The 12,657-nt window shown below is 68.0% G+C and carries 11 protein-coding genes; 6 read left to right on the top strand and 5 right to left on the bottom strand.

Translation table 11 applies throughout. The features are described from left to right. Nucleotides 1-3 precede the first annotated feature (3 nt). The 6 genes from AZC_RS15895 to AZC_RS15870 all read left to right on the top strand — a co-directional run bounded on the left by AZC_RS15895 (nucleotide 4) and on the right by AZC_RS15870 (nucleotide 7,640). On the top strand, nucleotides 4-1,410 hold the full coding sequence (locus AZC_RS15895) for a potassium transporter TrkG (protein ID WP_012171605.1): 1,407 nt from the start codon (nucleotides 4-6) through the stop codon (nucleotides 1,408-1,410). 303 nt (nucleotides 1,411-1,713) lie between these two features. Beyond that, on the top strand, nucleotides 1,714-1,971 hold the full coding sequence (gene hfq, locus AZC_RS15890; RefSeq protein WP_012171604.1) for an RNA chaperone Hfq: 258 nt from the start codon (nucleotides 1,714-1,716) through the stop codon (nucleotides 1,969-1,971). Between the two features lie 54 nt (nucleotides 1,972-2,025). Then, a complete protein-coding gene (gene hflX / locus AZC_RS15885) occupies nucleotides 2,026-3,357 on the top strand; it encodes a GTPase HflX (protein ID WP_420794809.1) in 1,332 nt (443 codons plus the stop codon). Nucleotides 3,358-3,440: 83 nt separating this feature from the next. After that, entirely contained in the window at nucleotides 3,441-4,229 is a 789-nt protein-coding gene (locus tag AZC_RS15880; RefSeq protein ID WP_158304125.1) for an SAM-dependent methyltransferase, read from the top strand. Nucleotides 4,230-4,563: 334 nt separating this feature from the next. After that, the gene (locus AZC_RS15875) at nucleotides 4,564-6,303 is read left to right on the top strand and encodes an ABC transporter permease (protein ID WP_052285955.1); all 1,740 of its coding nucleotides are present in this window, start codon (nucleotides 4,564-4,566) and stop codon (nucleotides 6,301-6,303) included. A gap of 11 nt (nucleotides 6,304-6,314) precedes the next feature. Beyond that, a complete protein-coding gene (locus AZC_RS15870; RefSeq protein WP_012171600.1) occupies nucleotides 6,315-7,640 on the top strand; it encodes an ABC transporter ATP-binding protein in 1,326 nt (441 codons plus the stop codon). Between the two features lie 71 nt (nucleotides 7,641-7,711). On the opposite strand, the gene accC is transcribed toward AZC_RS15870, so the two are convergent. The 5 genes from accC to AZC_RS15845 form a co-directional block, all read right to left on the bottom strand. Further along, the gene (gene accC / locus AZC_RS15865) at nucleotides 7,712-9,058 is read right to left on the bottom strand and encodes an acetyl-CoA carboxylase biotin carboxylase subunit (protein ID WP_012171599.1); all 1,347 of its coding nucleotides are present in this window, start codon (nucleotides 9,056-9,058) and stop codon (nucleotides 7,712-7,714) included. A 170-nt stretch (nucleotides 9,059-9,228) separates the two neighbouring features. Further along, entirely contained in the window at nucleotides 9,229-9,705 is a 477-nt protein-coding gene (gene accB / locus AZC_RS15860) for an acetyl-CoA carboxylase biotin carboxyl carrier protein (protein ID WP_012171598.1), read from the bottom strand. A 60-nt stretch (nucleotides 9,706-9,765) separates the two neighbouring features. Further along, nucleotides 9,766-10,209, bottom strand: a complete 444-nt coding sequence (gene aroQ, locus AZC_RS15855; protein WP_012171597.1) for a type II 3-dehydroquinate dehydratase — start codon at nucleotides 10,207-10,209, stop codon at nucleotides 9,766-9,768. A 171-nt stretch (nucleotides 10,210-10,380) separates the two neighbouring features. Then, on the bottom strand, nucleotides 10,381-11,145 hold the full coding sequence (locus AZC_RS15850) for a DsbA family protein (protein WP_043879463.1): 765 nt from the start codon (nucleotides 11,143-11,145) through the stop codon (nucleotides 10,381-10,383). A 28-nt stretch (nucleotides 11,146-11,173) separates the two neighbouring features. After that, complete coding sequence (locus AZC_RS15845) at nucleotides 11,174-12,601, bottom strand: M48 family metalloprotease (protein WP_043879462.1); 1,428 nt, start codon at nucleotides 12,599-12,601, stop codon at nucleotides 11,174-11,176. Nucleotides 12,602-12,657 lie beyond the last annotated feature (56 nt).

Genomic DNA, 12,657 nt, shown 5'->3' with positions numbered 1-12,657 from the left:
CCGATGGCCCCCATTCTCCGCCTGTTCGCCCTGGTGCTGGCGCTGCTCGCCGCGGCGGCGCTCGTGCCGGCGCTGGTGGGCCTCGGCGCGCGGGACGGATCTGCGCCCGTCTTCATCGCCACGGCCGTGGCGAGCCTGTTCCTGGCGGGTGCGGTGCATCTGGCGGTGCGCGGGCGGCCGGGCCGGCTGCGGCGGCTGCATCTGTTCGCCGCGCTCGGCGTGCTCTGGCTGCTGGTTCCGATCATGGCGGCCCCCGCCGTGGCCGTGCTGGCGCCCATGGCTTTCGGCGGGGCGGTGCTGGAGGCACTGTCCGCCTTCACGACCACCGGCCTGTCGTCCGTGGGCGAGGCGCCGGCCAGCCTCCATGTCTGGCTCGCCCTGCTGCAATGGGCCGGCGGGCTGCTGACCCTGGTGGCCGGCATCGCCGTGCTGGCCCCCGCCGGGGTAGCGGGCCTGCCGGACCGGGCGGTTCATCCGGGGGAGACGGTGGAAGCCATCGATCTGCTGGATGCGCTCGGCACCGTGGCGCCCATCTATGGCCTCGCGACCCTCGTTGCCTTCATTGCGATGCTGGGCGCGGGGGCCTCGCTCCTCTCCGCCGCGACGCTCGCCACCGCCGTCATCTCCACCGGCGCGCACGTGCCGCCGGAGGTGCATGAATTCCTGGCGGCCAGCGTGCCGGGCCGGTGGGTGACCATTCCCTTCCTGCTCTGGTCTGCCACCAGCGTGCGCTGGCACAAGGCCCTGGTGTCCCGGCGCATCCACGCGGCCCCCGAGCAGGGCGAGAGCCTGATCCTGTTCGGCTACTGGGCGGTGTTCGGCCTCGTCATGGGCGCCTATTTCTTCCGGGGCGCCGCCGGCCTCCACACCCATGAAGCGGTGCTCGACGGGCTGTTCGGCGCGGCCTCGCTGATCTCCACCACCGGGCTTGCGCCCCACCGGGGGGCCTTCGACGAACTGCCGCCGGCTCTGGTCCTTGCCGTGGCCTTCGTGGGCGGCGGGGCGCTGTCGGTCTCGGGCGGCCTGAAGATCCTGCGCGTGCGGGCCATGCTGCTGCGGGCGCGGGGCGATCTGATGCGGCTGGTCTATCCCAATCTCGTCCAGCCCTCGCGCACCGGAGAGGGCGGAGTCGGCTCGGCCATGCGCGGCGTGTGGGTGGGCATGGTCGCCCTCTGCCTGACCTTTGCCGCAGCGCTCATCCTCATCGCGGGCAGCATGCCGAGCTTCGAGGCGGCGGTGTCCACGGCGGTGTCCGCTTTGAGCAATACGGGGCCGCTGCTCGACGGCACGCCGGGGCCGGAGGACTTCGACCTGCTGGCAGCGGTCGGGGCCGGTTTCGCGATGATCGCCGGACGGCTGGAGACGGTCGGTGCCTTCGTCATCATCCACCTCGCCTTCTGGCGGACCTGACCGCAACGCCGTCGGGCACATGCCGCGCTTGTGATCGCGGCGTAAACCGGGGGCTCAGCCGGCAGCGCCCTTGAGCGTCACAGCGTGCGCAAGGCCATGCTCCCGCTCGCTCGGAGCGCACGGCATCGTCCCCGCTCCGCCCTCGACAGGGCGGTTATGTTGCAGGGCAAAATAATCTTGCGCTGGCGTAACGGTGTGCCATGCTAGCGCCGGAATTCCTGTTTGCGCATCGTCTTGCCTTGCCCTTGCGGCATCGCGACCGTGTGACATGACGGGGCAACGCCGAAAGAAACGGATACGAAAATGGCGGCGGAACGCACACAAAACCTGCAAGACACCTTTCTCAACCACGTCCGCAAGAGCAAGACGCCCCTCACCATCTTCCTGGTGAATGGCGTGAAGCTCCAGGGCGTCGTGACCTGGTTCGACAACTTCTGCGTGCTCCTGCGTCGCGACGGGCACTCGCAATTGGTCTACAAGCACGCTATCTCCACGATCATGCCCGGGCATCCGGTGCAACTGTTTGATCCCACCGACGAGGTGGCTTCGGAGAAAGCGTGATCCGGCGTGGAGCTTAAGGGACCGCGGGGCGCAGCGGGGGGTGGACTGAAGGGCGTGGACCGTCACGCTCCGCCCACCCGTTGTGCCGTCATTACCCCACAGGTGACCAAGCGCGGGGCGCGCGCCGGTGCAGACCGGCGCAGCCCCGAGGCGCGTCTGGAGGAGGCGGTGGGCCTTGCCGCCGCCATCGACCTCGACGTCGTGTATAAGGGCCTTGTCCTCATCTCCGAGGTGAAGCCGGCCACCTATATCGGCTCCGGCAAGGTCGAGGAGATCGCGGGCATCGTTGCGGCGGAGGAGGTCGGCCTCGTCTTCGTCGATGCGGCCCTGTCGCCCGTCCAGCAGCGCAATCTCGAGAAGGCGTGGTCCGCAAAGGTGGTGGACCGCACGGCCCTGATTCTCGAAATCTTCGGCAGTCGTGCCCGCACCAAGGAAGGCACGCTTCAGGTGGAACTCGCCCACCTGAACTACCAGCGTTCGCGCCTCGTGCGGTCCTGGACCCATCTGGAGCGCCAGCGCGGCGGCTTCGGCTTCCTCGGCGGCCCCGGCGAGACCCAGATCGAGGCGGATCGTCGGCAGATCGGCGAGCGCATCATCCGCATCGAGCGTGAACTGGAGCAGGTGAAGCGCACCCGCGCTCTCCACCGTACCAGCCGCAAGCGCGTGCCTTATCCGGTGGTGGCGCTCGTCGGCTACACCAATGCCGGCAAGTCCACCCTGTTCAACCGGCTGACGCAGGCCGAGGTGATGGCACAGGATCTCCTGTTCGCCACCCTCGATCCGACCTTGCGCGCCGTCGACCTGCCCCATGGCACGCGCGTCATCCTGTCCGACACGGTGGGCTTCATCTCCGAGTTGCCGACGCAACTCGTCGCCGCCTTCCGCGCCACGCTGGAAGAGGTGATCGAGGCGGACGTGATCCTGCACGTGCGTGACATCTCCCACCCCGACACCGATGCCCAGGCGGCGGACGTGAAGGACGTGCTGACCGAACTCGGCATCGACGTCGAGGCCGGCGGCCGGCTGGTGGAGGTCTGGAACAAGATCGACATCCTGCCTGAGGCGGAGCGCGAGCAACTCCTGAACACGGCCGCGCGCGCGGAGCCGGAAGCACGCCCCGAGCTCGTCTCGGCGTTGACCGGGGAGGGCGCGCCGGCCTTGCTCGACCGCATCGAAGCCCACGTCACGGCCGGCCGCACGCTGCTGTCTGTGACGCTGGCGGCGGAGGACGGCGAGGGGCTCGGCTGGCTCTATCGGCATGGTGAGGTGCTGGAGCGGGAGAGCGGTGCGGACGGCCATGTGGTGGTCTCGCTGCGCATCCTCCCCGAGCGGGTGGACCTCGTGAAACGCCGCTTCGGCGCGGCTCAGGTCCGCGGCGAGGACTGAGGCGTCCCGCGCCGCCGTGGCGCTTGCCTCCACGGTATCGGGCGTGTCCTATGCGACGCGTCATGATGCTGTTGGGGGCGTCCTTGCCGAGTTCAACTGTTTGCCGCTACGAGCATTTTCAGACCGACTGGTACAAGCGCTTTTTCGAGCGCCTGCGGCTCTCCGGCCCTGACCAGCGCAAGAGCTGGGAGTTCGCGGCCGTCTGCGCGGCTCTTGAGGAGCGCGGCATGCTCCGGGCGGGCCGGACCGGTCTCGGCTTTGCGGTGGGCCGCGAACCTCTGGCGTCCTATTTCGCGTCCTGCGGCGTCAGCGTCCTCGCGACCGATCTGGTGGACGCCAGGTCGGCCCGCTGGGTGGAGAGCAACGAGCATGCGACGGCGCGCGATGTCATCCATTATCCCGACATCGTGGACAAGGCGGGGTTCGAGGAACGGGTCGCCTTCCGGTCCGCCGACATGCGCAGGCTCGATGATGAACTCGGCATCGGCTCCTATGATTTCATCTGGAGCTGCTGCGCCATGGAGCATCTGGGGAGCCTTCAGAAGGGTTTCGACTTCGTGCGCGAGTCCACGCGCTTCCTGAAGCCCGGCGGCATCGCGGTCCACACCACCGAATACAATGTCAGTTCCAACACCCGCACGCGCAGCCGAGGCGGCGCCGTGATCTATCGCCAGCGCGACCTGGAGGAACTGGACCATCTGCTGCGGATGGACCGCTGCGGCGTCGAGCCCATCGACTTCGACGCCGGCACGCATGCCTATGATCTCAACTATGACGAGCCGCCTTTTGGCCTGCCCGGACGCAAGCACATCAAGCTCAAATTCTTCGGCTACGTCTTCACATCGGCCCTGCTGGTGATCCGCAAGGGCTGAAGAACGCTGCGAAAGCTGTCGCAGCGGTAATAGTGGGTTGAGACGGTCGCTCAAACTTCGTCTTGCACGACCGTAGTTTATTTGTCATGGAGCCGCGCTACTGGGCGTTCCGGGCGTTGGTCAGGGGCCAGCGTGGATCGCGCCAGTCTTGCCGGTCAACATAACGTAACAGAGCACGCGCCGATCTGCCCATGGTCCGGGCGGCTTGGAGCGCGCTCCAGAGCATGCGCGAGCGAGCGCATGTCCCGCCGGACCGGGCCGCTCTCCCGTGCCGGCGTGATGTTTTCTCGCTCGGCGGGCGTTCCTTCCGTCTCGTACACAGCGGGTGTCCGTCATGTTTTTCCAATCCGCCGCTGTCACCACGACGCGCGATCCGCGTCGTTCCTTCGTGACCCCCTTCGACCTGTTCGCCTTCCTGCTGGTGTTCGGGATGTTTGCCCTCTTCACGCAGGGCACGCAGCAGACGCTCATCCCCATCTCTGAGATGGAACAGGCGCCGATCTCGCTCAGTCCGTGGGATCTGCCGGAATATGCCCTGCGCACCACGCTGCGCATGCTGGCGGCGATCGTGGCCTCGCTGGTCTTCACCTTCATCTACGGTGCGCTTGCGGCGAAGAGCCGGCGGGCGGAGATGGTGCTCATCCCGGTGCTGGACATCCTCCAGTCGGTGCCGGTGCTGGGCTTCCTGTCCTTCACCGTGCTGTTCTTCATGAATCTGTTCCCCGGCAAGGTGATTGGCGTCGAGATGGCGGCGGTGTTCGCCATCTTCACCAGCCAGGCCTGGAACATGACCTTCAGCTTCTACCAGTCGCTGAAGACGCTGCCGCGCGACCTCGTGGAGGTCTCGCGCGGCTTTCGCCTCACCGGCTGGCAGCGCTTCTGGCGGCTGGAGGTGCCCTTCTCCATGCCGGGCCTCGTGTGGAACACGATGATGTCCATGTCGGGCGGGTGGTTCTTCGTGGTGGCGTCGGAGGCCATTTCGGTTGGCAACACCACCATCACCCTGCCGGGCATCGGCGCCTATGTGTCCACCGCCATCGCCGAACGGAATCTCACAGCCGTGGCGTGGTCGGTCGGGGCGATGCTGGTCATCATCCTGATCTACGACCAGCTGCTGTTCCGCCCGCTGGTGGCCTGGGCCGACCGCTTCCGCTTCGAGCAGTCCGCGGGCGCGCCGCCGCCGCGCTCCTGGGTGCTCGACATGGTGAAGCGGGCGCATCTGTTCCGCCTCCTCCTGTCGCCCGTCGGCGGCCTGTTCCGCGGACTCGCGGCCCTGCCGCTGCGCCTGCCCGTGCGCCTGCCGGGGCAGGTGAACGCCGCCTGGTCCAGCCGGCCCATGGATCACGCCTGGCTGGTGATGGTCGTCGCCATGGCCGTCTATGGCGTTTGGCTCATCGTCAGCTTCGTCGCCACCGAGGTGGGGCTCGCCGAGGTGGGCCATGTGTTCTGGCTCGGCTTCCTGACGCTGATCCGGGTGGCGGTGCTGATCGCGCTCGCCTCCCTCATCTGGGTGCCCGTAGGGGTCTGGATCGGCCTCCGGCCCAAGGTTGCGAACGCGCTGCAGCCGGTGGCGCAGTTCCTCGCCGCCTTCCCGGCCAACATCGTCTTTCCGTTCGCGGTGGTGGTGATCGTGCGCCTCGGGCTCGATCCCAACATCTGGCTGTCGCCGCTGATGGTGCTGGGCACCCAGTGGTACATCCTCTTCAACGTCATCGCGGGCGCCAGCGCCTTTCCCAATGACATGAAGGAGGCGGCCTCCTCCTTCCACCTGCGCGGGGCGCAGTGGTGGTTCAAGGTCATCCTGCCGGGGGTGTTCCCTTATTACGTGACCGGCGCCCTCACCGCGAGCGGGGGCTCCTGGAACGCCTCCATCGTCGCCGAGGTGGCGAGCTGGGGCTCGACCACGCTCCGCGCCGAGGGGCTCGGCTCCTACATCGCCGATGCCACCACGGCGGCGGACTATCCGCGCATCACGCTGGGCATCGCCGTCATGTCGCTCTACGTCATCGCCTTCAACCGCACCCTCTGGCGGCCGCTGTTCGATTTCGCCGCCAAGCGCCTGCGCCTCGACTGAGGAAATCCACCATGCTCGACAACCGCTCCGTTGAGGTCAACGCGCCGCTCGTGCAGCTCTCGCATGTGGTGCAGTCGTTCAAGAAGAGCGACAACAACCGTTATCTGGTGCTGGACGACGTCTCTCTCTCTATCAAGGAAGGCGAGATCGTCGGCCTGCTGGGCCGTTCCGGCTCCGGCAAGTCCACGCTGCTGCGCATCATCTCCGGCCTCGTGCCGCCTTACTCCGGCGACGTGCGCTGGATGGGCAAGCCGGTGAACGGCCCGTGCCAGGGCCTCTCCATGGTCTTCCAGACCTTCGCCCTCTTTCCCTGGCTCACCGTGCGCCAGAATGTGGAGATCGGGCTTGAGGCGCTGGGCGTCGATGCGGCCGAGCGGCGGCGCCGGGCGGAGGAGGCCATCGACCTCATCGGCCTCGGCGGCTTCGAGAGCGCCTATCCGAAGGAACTGTCCGGCGGCATGCGCCAGCGCGTGGGCTTCGCGCGCGCGCTGGTGGTGCATCCGCGCCTGATGCTCATGGACGAGCCCTTCTCGGCCCTCGACGTGCTGACCGCGGAGACGCTGCGCACCGATATCATCGACCTCTGGATGGAGGGGCGCCTGCCCATCAAGTCCATCCTCATCGTCACGCACAACATCGAGGAAGCCGTCCTCATGTGCGACCGGGTGATGATCTTCTCGTCCAATCCCGGCCGCGTCGCCTTCGAGATGCCCATCACCCTGCCGCACCCGCGCGACCGTCAGGCGCCGGAATTCCGCGCGCTGGTGGAGGATATCTACGCCCGCATGACCAATCGCGACGCCCCCGGCGCCGCGCCGGTGGGCGGGGCGCAGCGTCATGAGGCGAGCCTTTCGACGGCGCTGGAGCCGGTCACCACCAACCTCATGGCGGGCCTGCTGGAAGAGCTTGCGGACTCCCCCTACGACGGCCGGGCCGACCTGCCGGCGCTGGCGGACAGCCTGAACATGTCGGGTGACGACCTCTTCCCCATCGCCGAGACGCTGCAGATGCTGCGCTTCGCGGAGGTGACACAGGGCGACCTCATCCTCACCGCCGAGGGGAAGGCGTTCGTGGAGGCGGACGTGGAGCCGCGCAAGGCGCTGTTCGCCAAGCATCTTCTGGCCCATGTGGCGATCGCCGCCCACATCCGCCGCGTGCTGGACGAGCGCCCCACCCACCGGGCGCCCTATTCGCGCTTCTCGGAGGAGCTGGAAGACCACATGTCCGAGGAATTCGCCGAGCGGACGCTGCGCACGGTCATCGCCTGGGGCCGCTATGGCGAGGTCTTCTCCTATGACGAGAAGACCGCCCAGTTCAGCCTGATCGAGGAAGACTGACGCGTTCCGGCGCCTGGAAACGCAAACGGCGGGCCCGAGGCCCGCCGTTCTTGTTTCAGGATCGGTGAAGTTCAGCCTTCACCCTTGGCCAGGAAGTGCTCCAGCCAGTGGATGTCATACTGGCCGTCCTGAATGTCCTTGGTGCGCACCAGCGTGCGGAACAGGGGCAGGGTCGTCTCGATGCCGTCCACCACGAACTCGTCGAGCGCCCGGCGCAGGCGGCGCAGGCATTCCTCGCGGTTGGAGCCGTGCACGATCAGCTTGCCCACCAGCGAATCGTAGTGGGGCGGGATCGAATAGCCCTGATAGGCATTGCTATCCACGCGGATGCCGAGGCCGCCGGGCACGTGATAGTGGGTGATCTTGCCGGGCGAGGGCCGGAAGGTCGTCGGGTGCTCGGCATTGATGCGGCACTCGATGGCGTGGCCGGTGATCTTGACGTCGTCCTGCGTGAGCGTCATCGGCAGGCCGGCGGCGACGCGGATCTGCTCGTTGATGAGATCGATTCCGGTGATCTCTTCCGTCACCGGATGCTCCACCTGGATGCGGGTGTTCATCTCGATGAAATAGAAGCGGCCGTTCTCGTACAGGAACTCGACCGTGCCGACGCCGAGATACTTCAGCTCGCGCATGGCTTTCGCCACCGTCTCGCCGATCTCCTGGCGCTGGGCGGCTTCGAGCGCCGGGGAGGGGGCTTCCTCCCACACCTTTTGGTGACGGCGCTGGAGCGAGCAGTCGCGCTCGCCGAGGTGCACCGCATTGCCCTTGCCGTCGCCCAGCACCTGAATCTCGATGTGGCGCGGGGTGACGAGATATTTCTCCAGATAGACCGCGTCATCGCCGAAGGCCGCCTTGGCCTCGGTGCGGGCGGTGGAGAGGGCCTGGCTCAGGTCGTCGGCGGTCATCGCCACCTTCATGCCGCGCCCGCCGCCACCCGCGGCGGCCTTCACCAGCACCGGGAAGCCGATCTCGGCCGCGACCCGATGGGCCTCCTCATCCGAATTGATGCCGCCGTCGGAGCCGGGCACCACCGGGATGCCGAGCTTCTGCGCGGTCTTCTTGGCCTCGATCTTGTCGCCCATGATGCGGATATGCTCGGGCTTCGGACCGATGAAGTGGACCTTGTGGTCCGCCAGGATCTCGGCGAAGCGGGCGTTCTCGGCGAGGAAGCCGTAGCCGGGGTGAACTGCGTCCGCGCCGGTGATCTCGCAGGCGGCGAGCAGCGAGGGAATGTTGAGGTAGCTCTCGCGGGCCTGCGGCGGGCCGATGCACACGCTCTCGTCGGCAAGGCGCACGTGCATGGCATCCGCATCGGCGGTGGAGTGCACGGCGACGGTGGCGATGCCCAGCTCCTTACACGCGCGCAGGATGCGCAGGGCAATCTCGCCGCGGTTGGCAATCAGGATTTTCTCGAACATCGGGCTTCAGCCTGCTTGGCAGCCGCTCCGCCGGGCGGGGTCGCCGCGGGACGGGTCCGGGTGCGCGGGTCCTTTAAGGGAAGGCGCGTCCCGGCGGGGCCGGGGACGTGCCGCTTCCAGTCCTGTGTCGCCGGGGCGGGGCCGCCGGCGCCGATCGAGGCCGTCCGGCCTCACTCGATGACGAGCAGGGGCTCGCCGTATTCCACCGGGCGGCCGTTCTCCACCAGGATGCGCGTGACCGTGCCGGCGCGCGGGGCGGGAATGGCGTTCATGGTCTTCATGGCCTCGACGATCAGCAGCGTCTGGCCTTCCCGCACCTGCGTGCCGACTTCGACGAAGGACGGCGCGCCGGGCTCGGGCGAGCGGTAGGCGGTGCCGACCATGGGAGACGTTACGACGCCCGGATGCTTGGAGAAGTCGGCGCTCGTCGGCTCGAGGGCGACGGCGGCGACCGTGGCCAAGGGCGCGGCGGCGGGGGCCACTGCGACCGGCGCGGCGGCTGCCACCGTCACCGGGGCCGGCGTGCGCGCGACGCGGATGCGCAGATTGTCGGCCTCGACTTCGATCTCCGTCAGGTCGCTGCCGGACAGGAGGTTCGCGATCTCGCGGATGACGTCGGTATCGATGGGGGTCTTGGAGTTTTTCATTTCATCCTGCACGTACGCGGGTTCAGCCACGCATGAGCTCCTGAAGGGTGAGGGCCGCGCTCAGGGGCGCGCCGGCCGGGTTGTGGCGAGCGCCGTGATGCCGAGGACGTAGCTCTGGGGCCCGAAGCCGCAGATCACGCCCCGCACCACCGGCGAGAGATAGGAATGGTGACGGAAGGGTTCGCGGGCGAACACGTTCGACAGATGCACCTCGACGGCGGGAACGCCGGTGCCGGCAATGGCATCGCGCAACGCGACGGAGGTGTGGGTATAGGCGCCGGCATTCAGGACCACGCCGACGGAGCCTGCCGCAGCCTGGATCCAGTCCACCAGATCGCCTTCGTGATTGCTCTGGCGGAAGACGAGCTCGAGCCCGTGCTGGGCCGCGGTCGTGCGGCAGAGCGCCTCAACGTCGGCCAGCGTCGCGGCACCGTAGATGCCGGGCTCGCGGGTGCCGAGGAGGTTCAGATTGGGTCCGTTGAGGACGTGGATGGTGTCGGACATCCTGACGGTTCAGCTGCGACCCGGCAGCGTCCGGGCCCGCGCGGTTATAGGGGGCGTTGCGTCGCAAGGAAAGACGCCATCTCACCCCATTCACCAGACCGTCACATGGCGGCAATGCCGCAGGCGGGGGACTGCCGGCCCAGATATGGCCGGGCAGTCCCCCGTCAGGGATCAGTTGGCGGCGGTCTTGCCGTTCTTGGTGACCGCTTCCTGAAGCTTCTCGAGGCCGACGGCGCCCACGATCACCTCGTCGCCGATGACGAAGCTCGGCGTGCCGTTGAGGCCGAGCGCCTGGGCGATCTCCATGCTCTCGTCGAGAGTGGCGTTGAGCTCCGGCGAGGTCGCCTGCTTCTGGAGCTGGGCGACGTCGATGCCCACCTCCTTGGCTGCCGCCAGCGCGCGGGCGCGGTCCGCCTGCCCACGGCCGCTGAGCAGGGCGTCGTGGAAGGCCTTGTACTTGTCGGGCGCGACCATGCGGACGGCCACCGCCACCTGCGCGGCTTCCACCGAGCCCGGGCCGAGCACCGGGAACTCGCGCAGCACCACGCGCAGGTTCGGATTGTTCTTCACCAGCGCATTGATGTCGGACAGCGTGTGCTTGCAGTAACCGCAGTTGTAATCGAAGAACTCCACCAGCGTGACGTTGCCCTTCGGATTGCCGATCACCACGCCGCGCGGGCTGTCGAAGACCTTGGGCTTGATGCTGGCGAGGGTCTTGGCCCGGGCCTGCGCCTCCGCCTCGCCCTGGCGCTTCTCCAGCACGGCGATCGCTTCCTGGAGCACTTCCGGGTTCTTCAGCAGGTAGTCGCGGATCAGCGGGCCAAGCTCGGCCTTCTCCTGATCGGTGAAGGCGGCGGCCGGGAGGACGGTGGTTGCCGTCAGCCCGAGGGCGGCCACAGCGGCGAGGGCGGCACGCAGGCCGGTTCGGGACAGCATCGGTCTCTCCATGTTCGGAAGGGCAATTCTACTGGCGATTGTCGCTGGATTGCGGCGGCTTGATGTTGACGATGTCGTCCGCCTTCAGCCAGCCGGGCGAATTGGGGGGAAAGGTCTGGCGCGCGCGGGCGGCGAGTTCCCGCGCGGTGCGGACGTCGCCGGTGGCGAGCGCCGCCTGCGCCGAGGCGAGATCCGCCTGCGGCCTGTTGTTCTTGAAACCGTAGGCCTTGGCAAGGGCGCGCCAGCCCGAGGCATTGTCCGGATCGCGCTGGGTTGAGAAGGTCAGCTCGCGGATGGCCTCGTCCATCATGCCCGCATTGCCGGTCTCCACCAGCGCCTGCCCGAGCATGGCGCGGATCAGCGGTGCGCCGTCGGTCATGGCCACCGCCTTGCGCAGCGGCGGCACCGCCTCGCTCGCCCGGCCGCTCTCCAGCAGCGCCTGCCCCTTCAGTTCCTGGAAATAGGGATTGCCCGGCTCCTTGGCGATGAGAGCGTCGATCTGCGCCACCGCCCCGGACATGCTGGCGAAGCGATAGGCGGAGATGGCGCGGGCATATTGGGCGGGCAGGGACTGGTCGGTGGGCGGATAGCGCCGCGCCACCACGTCCGGCCGCTCCTGGAAGCCGATGAGCTTTGCCCGCATCATGTCGTGCCGGTGCTGGAGGGCAGGCGGGTCCTTGGCGTTGAAATAGGGGCTGGCCTTGGCGAGCACCTCCAGCGCCGCGATGCGCTCGCGGGCCATGGGGTGGCTCAGCAGGTAGGGATCGGTGCGCTGGGTCAGGAACAACTGGTCGTTCTGGAAGCGCTCGAACGTCTCCAGCATGCCCTTGGCCGACTGCTGGGTGGCGTTGAGATAGGTGACTGCCGACCGGTCGGCGGCCTGCTCTTCCTCGCGCTGATAGGCGAGGAGCGAACGGCGGATCATCTCCTGCGGCGCCATGACAGCGCCCGCCGCCGCATTGCCCATGTTGCCGCCATTGGCCCCGCTTGCCGCGCCCGCCGCGACTCCGCCCGCCGCCAGCATCATGGCGACGATGGCCATGGTCTGCGCGCCCGCGAGCTGCTCGCGGCGCCGGGCGAGGTGGCCGCCGGCGATATGGCCGGTCTCATGGGCGAGCACGCCGATGATCTGGTTGGGCGTCGTCGAATCGACGAGCGCGCCGGTGTTGATGAAGATGCGCCGGCCGTCCGCCACGAAGGCGTTGAAGCTGCGGTCGTTGACCAGCACCACCTCGATGTTCTGCTGCGCCAGCTTGGCGGCGCGCAGGATGGGGCGGGTGTAGTCGCGCAGCAGGTTCTCGATCTCGGTGTCGCGGATGGTCGGCAGGCCGCGACCGGACTTCTCCTGCGCCTGCGCCGGGGCAAGCGCCAGATGGCAACTGGCGATGAGGCTGAGCGCCACGCTGGATGCGCGGCGCAGGACGCGGGTTGGGCAAACGGCGCGGCTGGCGAACATCACGAGCAGTCGATCCCCCACGAATGGTGCTCGGTCGTCTTCCTGAACCATGCGGC

Origin of the sequence: Azorhizobium caulinodans ORS 571 (genome assembly GCF_000010525.1) — a bacterium.
In the GTDB taxonomy this organism is placed as follows: Bacteria; Pseudomonadota; Alphaproteobacteria; order Rhizobiales; family Xanthobacteraceae; genus Azorhizobium; species Azorhizobium caulinodans.
Note: the sequence above shows the minus strand (reverse complement) of the source record. Positions and strands in the feature narration are given on the sequence as shown.